At 36.7% G+C, this 15982-nt stretch carries 14 protein-coding genes; 4 read left to right on the top strand and 10 right to left on the bottom strand.

Features of this window, described 5'->3' with window-relative positions:
• Positions 1-9 precede the first annotated feature (9 nt).
• The 10 genes from IEX65_RS06345 to IEX65_RS28230 form a co-directional block, all read right to left on the bottom strand.
• The gene (locus IEX65_RS06345) at positions 10-432 is read right to left on the bottom strand and encodes a sugar 3,4-ketoisomerase (RefSeq protein ID WP_188765177.1); all 423 of its coding nucleotides are present in this window, start codon (positions 430-432) and stop codon (positions 10-12) included.
• 362 nt (positions 433-794) lie between these two features.
• Entirely contained in the window at positions 795-1598 is an 804-nt protein-coding gene (locus IEX65_RS06340; RefSeq protein ID WP_188765176.1) for an SDR family NAD(P)-dependent oxidoreductase, read from the bottom strand.
• Positions 1595-3700 (bottom strand): alpha-glucuronidase family glycosyl hydrolase, encoded by a 2106-nt coding sequence (locus IEX65_RS06335; protein ID WP_188765175.1) that lies wholly within the window; start codon positions 3698-3700, stop codon positions 1595-1597. Before IEX65_RS06335 ends, IEX65_RS06340 begins: the two co-directional genes overlap by 4 nt.
• A 25-nt stretch (positions 3701-3725) precedes the next feature.
• A complete protein-coding gene (locus IEX65_RS06330; RefSeq protein ID WP_188765174.1) occupies positions 3726-4121 on the bottom strand; it encodes a VOC family protein in 396 nt (131 codons plus the stop codon).
• Positions 4118-5332 carry a mannonate dehydratase gene (gene uxuA / locus IEX65_RS06325; RefSeq protein ID WP_229250545.1) on the bottom strand — a complete coding sequence of 405 codons (1215 nt, stop codon included), beginning with the start codon at positions 5330-5332 and terminating at the stop codon, positions 4118-4120. The genes IEX65_RS06330 and uxuA overlap by 4 nt, the downstream gene beginning before the upstream one ends.
• 109 nt (positions 5333-5441) lie before the next feature.
• On the bottom strand, positions 5442-6593 hold the full coding sequence (locus tag IEX65_RS06320) for a Gfo/Idh/MocA family protein (RefSeq protein ID WP_188765173.1): 1152 nt from the start codon (positions 6591-6593) through the stop codon (positions 5442-5444).
• 104 nt (positions 6594-6697) lie between these two features.
• On the bottom strand, positions 6698-8077 hold the full coding sequence (locus IEX65_RS06315) for a Gfo/Idh/MocA family protein (protein WP_188765172.1): 1380 nt from the start codon (positions 8075-8077) through the stop codon (positions 6698-6700).
• A gap of 82 nt (positions 8078-8159) precedes the next feature.
• Complete coding sequence (locus tag IEX65_RS06310; protein ID WP_188765171.1) at positions 8160-9053, bottom strand: DUF6807 domain-containing protein; 894 nt, start codon at positions 9051-9053, stop codon at positions 8160-8162.
• A gap of 65 nt (positions 9054-9118) precedes the next feature.
• The gene (locus IEX65_RS06305) at positions 9119-10459 is read right to left on the bottom strand and encodes a putative oxidoreductase C-terminal domain-containing protein (RefSeq protein ID WP_188765170.1); all 1341 of its coding nucleotides are present in this window, start codon (positions 10457-10459) and stop codon (positions 9119-9121) included.
• A 188-nt stretch (positions 10460-10647) separates the two neighbouring features.
• Positions 10648-10761 carry a hypothetical protein gene (locus tag IEX65_RS28230; RefSeq protein WP_374757854.1) on the bottom strand — a complete coding sequence of 38 codons (114 nt, stop codon included), beginning with the start codon at positions 10759-10761 and terminating at the stop codon, positions 10648-10650.
• Between the two features lie 271 nt (positions 10762-11032).
• On the opposite strand from IEX65_RS28230, the gene IEX65_RS06300 reads away from it, so the two are divergent.
• The 4 genes from IEX65_RS06300 to IEX65_RS06285 all read left to right on the top strand — a co-directional run bounded on the left by IEX65_RS06300 (position 11033) and on the right by IEX65_RS06285 (position 15879).
• Positions 11033-12184: a LacI family DNA-binding transcriptional regulator gene (locus IEX65_RS06300; RefSeq protein WP_188765169.1), complete on the top strand. Its 1152-nt coding sequence runs from the start codon at positions 11033-11035 to the stop codon at positions 12182-12184.
• 42 nt (positions 12185-12226) lie between these two features.
• Positions 12227-13213: an aldo/keto reductase gene (locus tag IEX65_RS06295; protein WP_188765168.1), complete on the top strand. Its 987-nt coding sequence runs from the start codon at positions 12227-12229 to the stop codon at positions 13211-13213.
• 90 nt (positions 13214-13303) lie between these two features.
• Positions 13304-15055: a glycoside hydrolase family 9 protein gene (locus tag IEX65_RS06290; RefSeq protein ID WP_188765167.1), complete on the top strand. Its 1752-nt coding sequence runs from the start codon at positions 13304-13306 to the stop codon at positions 15053-15055.
• Positions 15056-15081: 26 nt separating this feature from the next.
• Positions 15082-15879, top strand: coding sequence for a cupin domain-containing protein (locus IEX65_RS06285; RefSeq protein WP_188765166.1), 798 nt, complete (start codon positions 15082-15084; stop codon positions 15877-15879).
• Positions 15880-15982: the final 103 nt, after the last annotated feature.

Below are 15982 nucleotides of genomic sequence, written 5' to 3'. Positions count from 1 at the left end.
TGATGTAAATCAATCCTTTTTTTGTTTATTTTCAATTGCTTGAAGTGCATTTAATTCATTTTGGGTATCAGAATAACTCGGGTAAATATAGTCTTCTGGGTCATAATTTTCATTAGAAACAACCAGAACGATAGCATTGTCTGAAAAGTTTTCTAAGGTATGCCAATCTTGGGGTTCAAGAATCAATACTTTGTTTGGTTCATCAAGACCAAAAACCATTTTTTTATCAGGAGTTTCTACATAAATATCACATGAACCCTGTAAACACATTAATGCCTGCCATGCCTTTATATGTCTGTGTCCTCCTCTTGTTTCACCGTCAGCGTTGGTAATATAAAATATACGCTTTAGTGAACCCGGTAAAATATTCTCAAAAACAGTTAAATCTCCCCTGTTACTTGAATGTACAGGCAAAGTGAAAATTTTAGGCATAGTGGTCGGTACGGTTAGTACTAAATAAGTTATCAGTACTTAAGTTTGTTGATTCAATTATAAATTGAGTTGTAAACATAATAAAAACTTAAGTAATATTACAAGATTTAACCCTTTTTTTATCGTTCGGAACGTATCTAATTCCGAATATTTCTCTAATAGTATTAAATTTTGATTAAAAATAATGAAAATTTGACATTACATCTAATCTTTCTTGATTTAATCAAAATCGGAAGGAAATGTGAAGCTAAAATTTACCTTTTAAAGGTTTAAATTACTCTATAGAGGCTGCATTTCAATTCCAAAACAAGAAAATTGAAATAATTGATTTGTTCTATTTATTCGGTTGTGAAAATAACATTTTAAAATCCAATAGAGTTGCCACCATCAACAGGTAGCGAAACACCAGTGATGTATCTTGCTGCTTCTGAGGCTAAGAAAACAGCTGCCCAGCCAATATCTGAGGGTTTTCCAAATTTACCGATTGGAGTTCTATTTAAAGCACGATTCATGCGGTCAGGGTCGCTTCCCATGGCGGTTTTCATCATGCTTGTTTCAATAAAGCCTGGGGCAATGGCATTGATTCGAACGTTTTGTGGTGAAAACTCAGATGCCAAGACTTTTACCATACCTTCTACACCTGATTTCGATGCCGCATAAGCTACCACTCGGTCAATGCCATAATAGGCGGCCATTGATGAAATCATGATAATTGAACCACTCTTTCGAGCAAGCATACGTGTGGCACAGGCACGGGTTAGGGCAAACACCGCACTTAAATTAGTTTGAATTATGCGGTTAAAATCTTCGTCCGAAACCTCTAATGCTGGGCGTTTCATATTAACTCCTGCATTATTTACCAAAATATCAATCGGGCCATAATTTGATTCAATCTCATTCACTAATCCATCTAATGAAGGCAAATCCGTTACATCATTGACAATGTAATGGGCATTTTCTCCTAATTCGGCTACTGCTACTTGTAATGGTTCTTCTCTACGACCAGTAATAACTACTTTTGCTCCCGAAAAAATCATGCACTTGGCTATGTCGAATCCAATTCCGCTACCGCCGCCAGTTATTAAACATAATTTATTAGTGAGTGCAAAAGCAGTATTATGTGAAATGTGTTTACTCTCTTCTGTGAAAATTGCTCTTTCTGTCATCTTAAATGATAAATTTCTACTATTTTTTTAACTTCTTCTAAACTTCTATTTGGCGGAGTGAGTGAATTCGGTATCGGCATTTTTGAAAAATCTTTAAAATACAAAACGCAAGCATCACGCCACCAAATGGATTCTTTTTCTTGAGTTTTGAGTCGAGCATTTACACTTGCGAATGTCTCAGTATCAATGTAAGGTTGCAATTTTAGCCAATCCTTCTGTAATTTTTGAACCTCGACAACGCCGTTGTAGTATCTGTAACAAAGCTCTTCCCAAAGGGTATTTCCTGTGCTAAGTTTTTTATTCCATGCAATATGATGAAACCATAAAAGATAATTCAAGTCACATTTTTCTGGGTTTCCCCATGTTTCATTGATTTCTTTTGAATATAGTTTAATCGCATTGCTCAACTTTCCGGTTCTATCGAAGCCTAAGCCGACTGAATCTGCTTTATGGTAATAGATTGATGTCCAATCTGGTCGGGCAGCTTTTGTGAGCCAAGGTTCTGGGCCGTAATGGTGCCCTTCGCCCATCATGTGATGCAAACCAAGTGGATACGTATAACTGATATATGTTGGCAATGATTTTTGCATAATTTCATTAATTTGAATTTTTGCTTTTTCATCATTTGTCAAGGTCATTCCAATCCATTCATTAGCTATTTTTTCAGAACTTAGCGTATAATCCCATGCTAATCGACCGAAAGCGTACCAATTGGCTTGATTGAAAGGGTGTCCACACCAATTTGCATCTGAACCAGTATTTGCAACACCTGCAATTAACGAATTTGGGTTATTGTATAAACTACCGTCAATTACTTTTGCCACAGTAGAGCCTTTCCCTTTAGAATATGTATCAGTATCGAGACACTCTTTAAACATTGGTGCTAAGTAGGTGAGGTGAGTAGATTGCCCCAAATACTCTTGGGTAATCTGAAACTCAATGCCGAGTTTGGTATTTGGAAAATTACCAAACATCGGATGAAATGGCTCACGAGGCATGAAATCGATTGGGCCATTTTTTACTTGCACAATCACTTTTTCGTCAAATTTTCCATCAAGTGGCTTAAATTGTTCGTAAGCCTCTTTAAATCTATCGCCGTTGGGGTCGGCATTATAAACAAATGCTCGCCAAATGACAATTCCTGAAAACGGTTTCATAGCTTCGGCAAGCATGTTTGCACCGTCGGCGTGTGTACGGCCATAATCTTGTGGACCAGGCTCGCCTTCAGAATTGGCTTTTACCAAATAACCACCAAAATCTGGAATGTACTGATGAATTTCTTTCGTTTTTTCATTCCACCATTTTCTTACTTCTGGGTCGAGTGGGTCAGAGGTTTTTAGCCCACCAAGCGTACGAGGAGAACGAAAATTTACCGAAATAAAAACTTTGATTCCGTACGGACGAAGCACATCTGCCACAGCTTTGATTTTTTCGAGATATTCGGCTGTAAGAAATCTTGAACTTGCATTAACATTATTGATTGATGTTGCATTAATACCCAAAGAAGCATTGGCACGTGCATAAGCAATATATCTTGGGTCAATTCTGAAAGGTAATTCGTTCCATTTCCAAATTGATGAACCCGCATAGCCACGCTCAACAGTCCCATTGGCGTTGTCCCAGTGATTGAGCATTCTTATTTTAATTTTTGGACTGCTTACAATATTTTCATTCAAAGACTGCCCAGTTTGAATACGTCTTAGTAATTCAAATGCTCCGTACAATACGCCTGCTTCTGATTTTGAACTAATGACCAAATTTCCTTTTTGAGCAAATATTGCAAACCCATCATTGGCCAAGTCGTTAGTGAGTGCTTGATTAGTTGATACTTCCAAAACAACTCCTCCTGCTTGACTATTATTTGAAACAATATTTGTTTTTGTACCTAAAAGCCCTGCAAAACCCATTTGAAGCTCTTCGGCAGTTTTTTGTAAAGTTGGATGATTGGCACTTATAGAAATAAATTTTGTGTATTTTTGATAAGACAGCTTTTGCTTTTGGTCTTTAATTAAATCATATTTTAGCCAAAGCCTTGAACCATCATCGGCCATTGAGAAAAATGAAACTATGAAAAATAAGACTGTAAAAATTCTTTTTTGCATTTCAATTGAATTGATAATAAAAATATTATTTGTTTTTTGGCTCAAGTAAGTCCCAAAGGTTTCCGTATAAATCAGCAAAAACTGCAACAGTACCATATATTTCTTCTTTTGGTTCTCTTACGAATTTTACACCTTTTTCAATCATGAGATGATAGTCTCTCCAAAAATTATCAGTATAGAGAAACATAAAAACTCGCCCACCTGTTTGGTTGCCCACTCGACTTTCTTGTTCAGTGTTTGCTGCTTTTGCCAGTAAAATCGCTGTCTCAGTCGCTCCTTTAGGTTTTACTAACACCCAACGTTTTTCTTCACTAAGTTTGGTATCTTCAATTAATTCAAAACCTATTTTTTGGGTATAGAAATCAATTGCGTCGTCATAATCTTCAACGACCAATGCAAAATGTGCGATGTGTTGTTTCATTCACTTAAATTTCTTTCAATTGCCATTTGAAGTCCTCTAATTTCTGCCAATCCTTTTAATCTTCCAATGGCCGAATATCCTGGATAAGTTTTACGCTTAGTAATCCCTTCTTGGAGGTCATCGAGCATTTGGTGTCCGTGGTCGGGTCGCATCGGTATCTGATTATCTGATTGACCAGCCGCTTTTCTACGATTTTGTTCTTCAATGACTGCCTTGACGACTTCATACATATCTACATCGCCATTCAGATGTGCAGCTTCGTGAAAGTTTTTAGGGTTTTCTTCCCGCTTGGTAGTTCGTAAATGCAAGAAATGAATTCGATTCGCAAACTTCTTAACCATTTTAGCCAAATCGTTATCAGCTCTTACACCAAGCGAACCTGTACAAAATGTAATTCCATTTGCACGTAAATCACAAGCATTCATTAATTGCTCCAAATCATTTTCTGTACTTACCACTCGTGGCAAACCCAATAATGGTTGTGGTGGGTCATCGGGGTGAATACATAAATTGATACCTAAATTTTGTGCAAAAGGAGTGATTTGTTTAACAAAGTAATAAAGATTGTTGCGAAGTTCGGCATCTCCGATGTTTGCATAATTATCAAGTAAACCTTGAAAAGTGTTTAGGTTAAAAGCTTCTTCTGAACCAGGTAAACCTAATAATGCTGTGTTTTTAAGTGTTTCGATTGCCTCAGGGGTCATCTGTTCAAACTTTATTCTGGCAGATTCTCTAACATCTGGCTCATAGTCTTTCTCCGCATTGGGGCGTTTCAGAATAAATAAATCAAAAATAGCAAAGTCTTCCCAAACAAATCGAAGAGCTTTAGAGCCATCAGGCATTTCATAATTAAGGTTCGTCCGTGACCAATCAAGTACAGGCATGAAATTATAACAAACAATCTTAATTCCGCACTTGGCTAAGTTTTGTAGTGATTGTTTATAATTTTCGATAAAATACTCTCGTGATGGCAAACCTTTCTTAATATCTTCATGAACAGGAAGGCTCTCTACCACTAACCACTTTAATTCGGAATAACGGTTATTTTCTTTTTCAATGATATTTATTCTTTCTTTGATTGCCTCGACAGACCAAATTTCACCAACTGGTATTTGATGCAAAGCCGAAACAACACCCGTACAGCCCGCCTGCCTAATATGCATTAATGAAACTGGGTCATTTGGCCCAAACCAACGCATTGTATGTATCATTTTTATAATTGAGAATTAAGAATTTAGAATGAGATGAGCTACGTTTACCTTTAATAGATTAAGTATAATATTTTGTTTTTTTAATTCTACATTCTTAATTCTACATTTTTCATTTATTTAAACTTATTCTTTGGGCATTTTTCTGTGCTTTTAGAGCTAATTCAGTTGCCAAAAAGCAGTGCTCTTGAGTCATAGCGGTTTCGGTACGATTCAGAATATCATCAACTAATTGTGGGCCATAAGGAAGCACTTGAGCCGAACAATCGAAATATTTCGTTTCTTTATTATCTGTTAAGAATAAATGGCTACCACCTTCACGACCAGCAAGGTCGATATTTTTTCTGATTTCGATAAAGCCCTCAGTACCAAGAATTGTTAAGCGACCATCTCCCCATGTTTTTAAGCCATCTGGTGTAAACCAATCGACTCTAATGTAACCCATACCTCCATTTCCTCGGAGCATTGCATCACCAAAGTCTTCAAATTTTGGAAATTCTGGGTGATGGACATTCCCTATTTGTGAAGCCACAACTTCTGCCTTAGTTGAGTTTGTGAAATGTAAATATTGGTCGAACTGGTGCGAGGCAATATCAGTTATGATTCCGCCAAACAAATCTTTATCAAAAAACCATTCTGGGCGAGTTTTGGTGTTCATTCTGTGCGGCCCAAGTCCAATCGTTTGAATGACATTGCCAATGGCTCCCGCTTTTACAAGTTCACCAGCTTTTACGGTTGCTTTATTCTCGAAACGCTCGCTGTACATGATTGAGTAGATTCGACCAGTTGCTTTTTGTACTTTTCGCACTTCGGCTAATTGTTCGAGTGTTGTAATACCTGGTTTATCAGACATGAAATCTTTACCCGATTTCATAACTCTGATACCCAAAGGAGCTCTTTCAGAAGCGATTGCCGAACTTAATACTAAATTGATAGATTTATCATCTAAGATTTCTTTTTCATCTTTAACCAATTTGGCATCAGGATAACGTTTGGCAAAATCAGCAATCAAGTTAGCCTCTTTTGCAAAGTACGCAACTAACTGACCTCCACCTTTCTTTACAGCCTCAACTTGGCTATAAATGTGGCCATGATTCATTCCGATAACGGCAAATTTGATTCGAGGAGAATCGTAAACCTTTTCGGTCACGCCTTTTACTATTTCAGTGCTATAATGTCCAAAACTATTATTTTGGAACATCGGAAAAGCCATTAATCCTGCTGCTGCCGATGTTTTTTTAAGGAAATTTCGTCTATTGTTCATTGGAAATATGACGGGGTTGCCCGTGAGATTATTAGATATGAAATAAGAAATCCAAGCTGTGAGAAATATCTCATAACTTATATTTCATATCTCATACCTATCTTTTACATTTTAATATAATTAGTACCGTAAGGCTTTCTTTGCGAACGAGATAGCATTGCATTAGCTTCGTTATCGTTTACAAACTTCTCGGTTGTTGGATTCCAAGTGAGTTTTCGAGGAAGTTTCATAGCGATATGGCTAATTAAACAGACTGTACAAGCTCTGTGACCAATTTCAACTGGCGAAATTGGCTCTTTTCGGCTTTGGATACAATCAAGCCAGTTTCCATGTTGTTCTGTACTTTTGTATAAATGAATTTCATTTTCGCCGATAACCGATTCTAAAATCTTAGGGTCACTGGCATCGAGAGCTTTGCTACTTTTAGCTTTAGAAACTGGGTCGCTGGCTGAAGCAACATAATCTCCACGAGAGACAAAAATCCAACCTTCTGTTCCTTCGTATCTGATTCCATTAGGGAAGCCTCCGCTGGTGTACATCGTCACACCGTTGGCGTAATCAGCTTTAACCATAAAGTCACCATGAACATTCCAATTACCACTTTTCGGGAATTCTGCTACTGCTTGTAAGGTTGTTGGACCTGTATATTCAGTGTTCATACCCCAAGCGGCAGAGTCGAAATGGTGTTGTCCCCAACCTGTAATCATTCCCGCTCCAAATTGTTCTATGCGTAACCAACCTGGGCGGCCATATCCTACTTGTGGATGCACAGCATTTTCAGTGTAGGGCATTTCTGGTGTTGAACCGAGCCACATATCATAGTTGAATCCTTTCGGAACTGGCATTGCTGGGAATGTTGGTCCTGCTGGGTCGCCTGGGAGTCCAACTTTCACAGTATGTAATTTTCCGATACGTCCATTGCGTACTAATTCAGCCGCAATTCTGAATTGTGGTGAAGAACGTTGCTGTGTTCCAACTTGTAAAATCCTTCCAGTTTTTTTGATTACATTGCTCAGTAAGCGTCCTTCAGAAACTGTCAATGAAGTTGGTTTTTGCAAATAGATATCTTTTCCTGCCAAAGCTGCTTCAATGGCTGGTTGGGCGTGCCAAAAGTCAGGGGTACTGATAATTACTGCATCAATGTCTTTATTTAAGAGCATTTCACGGTAATCGTCATACATTTTTACATCTACATAGTTGTCTTGACCTGTTTTTTTCTTGTAATAATTTTCTACAAGGAGCTTTCCATCTTTGAGACGATTTTGGTCTAAATCACAAACGGCCATAATACGAGCCACATCGTGCTGCATTGTACCAACCATATCGTGGTCACGGCCAATGCGTCCGCAGCCAATTTGACCAATATTGATTTTATTACTTGGGGCATTTTTACCAAAAACCGTTGATGGTACGATTGTTGGAATGCCAAACGCTGCGGCTGCTACACCTGTAAGTGTTTGACCAATAAATTTTCTGCGTTCCATTTATTTAATTGTTAAGGTTGAGTTTCTGTTTTCCAATTTTGTAGAATTCGTAAATCGTCATTAGATTCAATCGTAATTCTTGTTACTCTAATTTATATTTTTCAAATTGTTCGGCAATTTTGGCACTTGATGTGTCGCCTGAATGAACCAAGACACGATACTTTAATTTGATTGTTTGACCTTTTTTTAATGTAGTTTCTTTATCATTTTGCGGCCAATACATTGGTGTAGGCGAGAAAAAACCATAATCACGAGTAAACCAAGGTGCAGGATACCACTCGTTGGATGGGTGTTGCAAAATAGCCATTCCTTCTTGTTTATCGCCACGTTTTCCATAAAAATCTATCCAAGTAGCTTTTTTTCCAAATGTTTCTTTTTCTCCTTTTTCACCATTTGAATTGAGCATAGTACCACCGTTTATTACTGCCAAATCAGCGTCCATTCTTCCACTAAAGAGTGAGTGATTGGTTTTCTCAATGATTACATCCATGAGCATTTCGAGAGTTACATCGAAATCTATTTGATACAATTCTTTTGAAGGGGCCGTAATCGTTATCTTGCGTGTATCTTTAATCGGAGCATTGGCATTTGGTCTTCGCCAAATACATTCATTTTCAATGATAACTTTATCATTTCCCGACTCGATTACATCGGCTCTTATCGACACTATTTGACCTCTTTCGAGTCCTTCTTGCCAATAATTGCCGCCGTTTACCTTATCACAACCAAAAAATAATGAACTATGGTGCGGATAATTGGCATTTCGCATGGATGTTACGCTTGCGTTTGAAGGCCCATTGACTGGAAAGAAAAATGGATATTTTTCGTCTTCTGATAAAATATAACTCGTGAATAGATTATTATTTATGAGGACATCAATTTTTGAATTGAATTTCTGAGCGACAATTTTAGTTTGGGCGAACAATTTCTGCCCACACACTAAAAATAAAAGTATAAATAATGGTCTGAATTTCATGTCTTTAGGATTCAATTTGGTAGAGAAGTTGCATGCAATGTCTCTATGGAGGATTTACAGTTTTTCTATTTCTTTTTGGCCAATTCTAATGCTTTGGTTGTTGTATAATATTTAACCAACATATTTGGTACTTCCCACTCGGGTAATTTATTTTTAGATTTATAATCCAAGAATCTATCCATTACCTCACCAAAATGTGCTTCGTGTCCAGTACGATATGAGTCTGGAATTTCTACTAACCATTCATTGCCATGTTTTCTCAAATTTATTCCTGCATACTTACTTTTAAGTGCTTCAAATGCTTTTTGAAGTTCACTTTCAGTTAAATTATTGGGTTTTATGTAGAGTTGCGGAGTGAATTTTTCTTCTTTTCCTTGTCTAATTTCGAGATTCGCTTTTGTGCCTCTGATTACCGAATAATGTGTATCGCCACCTTCGCTTGCACTATAATTCCACAAAGCACGAAGTTTGGTGTGTACGCCTCGCAAACTATAATTGATTTCGCCATTGGCATATACATTGATAGTAGTATCGTTTTTTAAGTCTTTTTTCAAAAAGTCAGGAAATTTTTTTGCTCCAGTAATTAATGAAAATTGACTCAAAGTCATTGGCGTTGGCCAACGAGTAGCTGAATTGAACTTAACATCTTTGTTTGAGAGTATTACATTCGGAAAAATTGTCCATTGAGCTAAATCAACTAAATGTACCATTACATCAGCAATTCCTTCACCTTGCTGAGTTACGTCCATAAACCATGTTGGTCGTTTCAGTGGACTACCCGATACATATTTGTAGAAAAAATGAACGCTTTCTGTAAAAACCGCAGGATTTTCGGGAGTTCCTTTTTCCAACTGGCCAAAAATAGCGGGCATTTGAGTTAGTTCTTTTTGTAAGACAGTTGTGATTTCAGACCTTTCAGTCATAATATCGTAGAGCAATACGTTGTTTTTCTTAGCAACGGCAAATGCTTGTTGAAGCTGAACGTAGCCTTTGCTATCAATGCACATCGGTTTATCTCCTAAAATATTAATTCCAGCTTCGGCAGCTTTTAAAATGTATTCAGTTTTCTTTTGATTGTTTCCTGCAATAACCAACACATTGCCTTTTTTCTCGGCAATCATTTTTTCTAAATAGTCACTGCCTTGATATACATTTTCTTTCCAATTAGTTGGGTTCTTTGCACGAGTATTATAGCTCTCAATTCTTTTCAAGTGGTCTTGTAAATCCTGACCAGCAGGAGCATAAACATTTACGACCGATTCTACATTATCATAAGTTTTATTCTGAACTAAAGCCGCATGGAAATGACCAGGGTCGAGGGTTATGAATTGAATCGGTTTGGTTTGGGCAAACACTTGAGAAACTTCGAGAAGCATTAATGTAGATAGGGTGATTTCTTTTAACATAGTTGATTAATTTTTGCAACTAATTTCTGAAAATAATTCTATATTATATTGAATAATTTCAATTAAAGTAAAATTTGTACCAATAATCAGTAATTTTTCATCATTTAAAATCTAATGGTGTTTTGTGGGACAAAAAAAGTGAAATTGTAGTGTCAGTTGCAATTTATACAACTGACATTTCGACTACATTATCTTTGTTTCACATAGTTCACTGAAAATGACTTAAAAAGCAAAAGTTGAGGTTGTTGTAATATTTGAAAAGTACAATTTGGGATATTCCTGCTAAACAAACTCTTTATGATACATTGATTACAACTATCTCAATTCAATCGTTTTTTATCTAATATTATCTATAAATTTAGGATTATAAAAAGAATATTCTTTCTATTTTTAAGTTTAAATAACTAAAAACTATCGGATACGTTTTCGGAAACGTTTGCGATAGATGAATTGACATTAACTTTTTAGAAAAATAAAGGCTTTTTATTTATTCTTAAAGTGTTCGGAAAATTAAAAAGTGTTGAGTTTAATTTAGAATATTAGTAAGAGTTTATTAGAAAAATACAAATAGCCATGATAGCTTGTACGAAATGTGGTAAAGTTGAAACAATCGTAAAGTCGGGTTTTGTGAGAGGGAAACAAAGGCTCTATTGCAAAGACTGTGAGTTGTATTTTTCTGTAAATCCACCAAATCCGAGTACCAATAAAAAGCCTCATCAAACAACTATTGTAGATATTGCCAAGACTTTAGGTATTTCTCCTTCAACAGTTTCAAGGGCATTGAATAATAGTCAAGAAATTAATGAAAATACTCGAAATGAAGTAATAAGAGTGGCGAACGAACTCGATTATCGACCCAATTTGCTCGCCCAAAGCTTGCACCGAGGTGAAACCCACACGATTGGAGTTGTGATTCCTGATATTCAGCGACCTTTTTTTGCAGGGGTTGTGGCTGGGATTCAGAAAGTAGCGTCGGAGGCAGGTTACAGAGTAATGATTTGCCAATCGAATGAATCGCATAATACCGAAACCCTTAATGTGCAAGCATTGATGGCCAGCCGAGTTGATGGACTTTTGATTAGTCATACCAAAGAAACCAATTCGTTTGAGCATATAAAATTGCATTTAAGAAAAGGTATTCCGATTGTGCATTTTGATAGAGTATGCGACGAACTCGAAACTGCCAAGGTAATACAAGAGGATTTTGAGGGAAGTTTTGCCTTAGTTGAGCATTTGATAAAGCAAGGTTGCCGACGAATTGCTGCTTGTGCTGGCCCCGAAGATTTATTGATAAGTCAGAAAAGATTGAATGGTTATAAAGCTGCCTTACAAAAGTATGATTTGCCGATTGAAACTGATTTGATATTTCATAGTAGCTTTAAGAAAGAAGATTCTCTCAATGCTTTAAATAATTGGTTAGAATTGAGCCAACGTCCCGATGGTATTTTTACGGTTCACTACGCCAATGCCATAGAAATGATTATGTCGTTGAAGCAAAAAGGAATAAAAATACCCGATGAAATTGCTTTGGCGGCCTTTGGAGATGATTTATTGGCATCAATGATTGAACCATCATTGACGGTTTATAACCAATTTCCGTTTACGGTTGGACAAGAAGCCGCCACAATTTTGATTGACAATATTATTAATAAAGAAATATTTGTGCCATTTACGAAGGTTATTAAAGGTGAATTAATTGTTCGACAGTCATCGAATAAAATCTAATAAATTAAAAAATTAAGACAAATACATATTCTAAACTCTTTTATGAAATACAGGAAATTAGGTAAAACAGGCTTTGAAATCTCAGAAATTAGTCTTGGTACTTGGCAAGTAGGAGGTGTTTGGGGCGATGAATTTAGCCATGAAAATGCAGCAAAAATCTTAAATTCTGCCGTTGATTCGGGTATAAATTTTATTGATACTGCCGATGTATATGGCGATGGCGAAAGCGAAAAAGCCGTTGGCCGTTTCGTGAAAAGTCGCTCAGAGCGAATTTATGTGGCAACCAAGTGCGGTCGCCAGCTCAATCCACACGTTAATGAGGCTTATCAGCCAGCCGTTTTACGCAAATTTGTTGAAAATAGTCTCAAAAATATGGGTCTTGAAACCCTCGACTTGATTCAACTTCATTGTCCACCAACAGAAGTATATTATCGACCAGAAATTTTCGAACTTTTTGATAGATTAAAAGATGAAGGTAAAATTTTGAACCTTGGAATTAGCGTTGAAAAAGTAGAAGAAGCTCTCAAAGGCATTGAATATGATAATGTAACGACAGTTCAGATAATTTTTAATACTTTCCGTCAACGCCCTGCCGAATTATTCTTTGAACAAGCAAAAAAGAAAGATATTGGAGTAATCGTACGTGTACCATTAGCAAGTGGTTTGTTGACTGGTAAATTCTCTAAACAATCAACTTTTACAGCGGGCGACCACCGAAATTTTAACCGTAATGGTGAAGCATTTGATAAAGGCGAAACTTTCTCGGGCATTGATTACGAAACTGGGCTTGCAGCGGTTGAGGAATTGAAAGCATTATTTCCAAATCAAGCTAATTTAGCTCCTGTGGCTTTGAAATGGATTTTAGGTTTCGATGCGGTAAGCACAATTATTCCTGGTGCATCTCGACCTGAGCAAGTTTCGGCCAATGTAGCCGCTTTAGATTTTCCAGACTTGAGTGCAGAACAAATTTCACAAATGAATTCAATTTATGAGAAACACATCAAAAAATTAGTACATCATTTGTGGTAATTTCTTGTAGCAAAGCCTTCATTTTATTGATGAAGGCTTTGTTTTTGGTCAATAATGTTGGTTCTAAACAGTGAAAAAGCATTTTCTCTAATGAAAATATTCAACCCAATAATCAAAACTTTCGCCTTTTTGGTGACAAGTATTCCTTTGACATTTGCTCAAAACCCAAATATTCGCCTCAATCAAGTTGGTTTTTACCCGAATGCAACCAAAATGGCAGTTTGGGTTGGCGATAAACAAGAAGCATTTTTCATTCTGAATGTTACAAAGAAAGATACGGTTTTCAAAGGAAAACTTTCACAGCAAAGAATAAATGCCATTTCTCAAAAAACTACACAAATCGCTGATTTTTCTGACCTAAAAAAAGTTGGTAAATATCAATTGGGTATTCCAAATATTGGCGTTTCCTACACTTTTGAAATCAAACCTAATGTGCATCGTGAAGCCGCAATTGCTTCACTGAAAGCATTTTATTTTCAAAGAGCATCTACTGCTTTACCCGAAAAATATGCAGGGAAGTGGCATCGTCCATCAGGACATCCCGACGATAAGGTGTTGATTCATCCTTCGGCAGCTACTAAACAAAGACCAGAAGGAACCATCATTTCTTCTCCAAGAGGTTGGTACGATGCGGGAGATTATAACAAATACATCGTAAATTCAGGAATCACGATGGCCACATTGCTGTCAGTTTATGAAGATTTTCCTGATTTTTTCAAGAATTTTGAAGCCCATATTCCAGAAAGTAGCAATAAGATTCCAGACTTATTAGATGAATCTTTATGGAATTTAAGATGGATGCTCACTATGCAAGACCCAAATGATGGAGGGGTTTATCATAAACTTACCAACCCTTCATTTGATGGTATGGTAATGCCAGATGCTGCCACAAAACCACGCTATGTGATTCAAAAAAATACCATTGCTACCTTAGATTTTGCTGCTGTGATGGCACAAGCAAGTCGAATTTTGCAAGGATACAAAAAAGAACTCCCAGGTTTAGCTGATTCTTGTTTGAATGCTTCGATTAAAGCTTGGAATTGGGCAAAAGAAAATCCAAAAGTTGTGTATCGGCAGAATGAAATGAATAAATCTTTTGACCCTGACATTGTTACAGGTGGGTACGAAGACAGAAACGATGCAGATGAATGGATTTGGGCAGCAACCGAATTGTATATTACCACAAAAGATGATAATTATTATAAAGCTGTTGAACTTTACCCCGATAAACCGTTCTCCATTCCAACTTGGAATCAGGTTCAATTATTGGCTTATTATTCACTTCTCCGAAATGAAAAAAATCTTACTGAGTTAGCGAGAAAAGATATACCAAATTTAAAGAAAAAACTTACAGATTTTGGCGATGAATTATTATTAGGTGTTGAAAATCAGGCGTTTAATACTGTTATGGGTAAAACGGCTAAAGATTATATGTGGGGAAGCAGCTCGCACGGTGCCAATCAAGGAATTGCACTTTTGCAGGTTTATAAGATTAATACTAATAAAAAGTACCTCACTGCTGCATTAGGTAACTTAGATTATTTATTGGGCAGAAATGCAACTGGCTATTCTTTCCTAACGGGTTTTGGAAGTAAACAAGTGATGTTCCCTCATCATCGTCCGTCGGAAGCTGATGGCATTAAAGAGCCTATTCCTGGTTTACTTTCGGGTGGACCAAACCCTGGCCAACAAGATAAATGCGAAGGGTATCCAACTAAAATCGCTGATGAATCATTTTTAGATGTAACTTGCTCATATTCAACCAACGAAATTGCCATTAATTGGAATGCACCTATGGTATATTTGGCGGCTGCTATCGAGGCTTTACAGAAGAAGTTTTAATTTTTACTCTATTCAACCTAATTCCTATGAAAAATTTTGAAGTATTCATGATTCTAATGTTTTTGGTTCAAAGTGTTGTGTATTCACAAGGTAAACTCGTAGAATCGAAGGTTTATAAGTGGGACGATTTGGTGGTTGCAAAAAGACCTCAAGGGGAGGCTCGGCAAATTTTAGAAGGAACAACGCCTCATTTTAAACTTTGTAAGGTTCACGCCTCCACACTTTTACCGAAAGGTCGAATGCGACCAGAAGCTTACAGACAAGAAAACGAAGAATTAATCATTGTTAAAGAAGGTGAATTGACTGTAACCATTGAAGGAAAAACAAAAGTGTTGAAACCAGGTGGCATTGCACTAATCATGTCAGGTGATTTACGTGAAAACGTTAATATGAGCGATAAAATGACGACTTATTACGTCTTTCAATTAAATTCTATTGAGCCTGTTGATATTGAAAGAGGCAAAAAAGCAGGTGGTTCTTTACTACTAAATTGGGACGAAATAGCTTTCAAACCTCACGACAAAGGAGGAAGAAGGGATTTTTTCAATCGCCCGACAAGTATGTGCAAACGTTTTGAAATGCACGTAACTACGCTAAACGAAGGATTAATGAGCCATGAAGCTCATCAACATAAGCCTGCCGAAATTATCTTTTTAATTAATAGCCAAGCCAACGAAAAGGATAGTAAAGCCCAAGAAACCATCAATGGTGTTTGGCATGATTCAAAAGTAGGAGATATAATATTTCTACAATCAAACGATTGGCACGGAATAAAAAATGTAGGAAAAGGTACTTGTACCTACTTTGCTTTTCAGTTTGAGTAAGTTTTTCTTACCTGAAGATTTGACATTAGAATTTGGGACGATACGTCGCATAAAAGTAATAATTCGTCTAACAGAACTCATTCATAATCAAATCTTTAAATAG

The sequence above is a fragment of the Emticicia aquatilis genome, assembly GCF_014644295.1.
Lineage (GTDB): Bacteria > Bacteroidota > Bacteroidia > Cytophagales > Spirosomataceae > Emticicia > Emticicia aquatilis.
This window is presented reverse-complemented; position numbering and strand designations above follow the sequence as displayed.

Excerpts from the sequence above, each read along its gene's own strand:
- IEX65_RS06315 (WP_188765172.1), bottom strand. The coding sequence starts at position 8,077 with ATGGAACGCAGAAAATTTATTGGTCAAACACTTACAGGTGTAGCAGCC.
- IEX65_RS06335 (WP_188765175.1), bottom strand. The coding sequence starts at position 3,700 with ATGCAAAAAAGAATTTTTACAGTCTTATTTTTCATAGTTTCATTTTTC.
- IEX65_RS06330 (WP_188765174.1), bottom strand. The coding sequence starts at position 4,121 with ATGAAACAACACATCGCACATTTTGCATTGGTCGTTGAAGATTATGAC.
- IEX65_RS06285 (WP_188765166.1), top strand. The coding sequence starts at position 15,082 with ATGAAAAATTTTGAAGTATTCATGATTCTAATGTTTTTGGTTCAAAGT.
- IEX65_RS06300 (WP_188765169.1), top strand. The coding sequence starts at position 11,033 with ATGATAGCTTGTACGAAATGTGGTAAAGTTGAAACAATCGTAAAGTCG.
- IEX65_RS06295 (WP_188765168.1), top strand. The coding sequence starts at position 12,227 with ATGAAATACAGGAAATTAGGTAAAACAGGCTTTGAAATCTCAGAAATT.
- IEX65_RS06310 (WP_188765171.1), bottom strand. The coding sequence starts at position 9,053 with ATGAAATTCAGACCATTATTTATACTTTTATTTTTAGTGTGTGGGCAG.
- IEX65_RS06305 (WP_188765170.1), bottom strand. The coding sequence starts at position 10,459 with ATGTTAAAAGAAATCACCCTATCTACATTAATGCTTCTCGAAGTTTCT.
- IEX65_RS06340 (WP_188765176.1), bottom strand. The coding sequence starts at position 1,598 with ATGACAGAAAGAGCAATTTTCACAGAAGAGAGTAAACACATTTCACAT.
- uxuA (WP_229250545.1), bottom strand. The coding sequence starts at position 5,332 with ATGATACATACAATGCGTTGGTTTGGGCCAAATGACCCAGTTTCATTA.
- IEX65_RS06290 (WP_188765167.1), top strand. The coding sequence starts at position 13,304 with ATGAAAATATTCAACCCAATAATCAAAACTTTCGCCTTTTTGGTGACA.
- IEX65_RS06345 (WP_188765177.1), bottom strand. The coding sequence starts at position 432 with ATGCCTAAAATTTTCACTTTGCCTGTACATTCAAGTAACAGGGGAGAT.
- IEX65_RS06320 (WP_188765173.1), bottom strand. The coding sequence starts at position 6,593 with ATGAACAATAGACGAAATTTCCTTAAAAAAACATCGGCAGCAGCAGGA.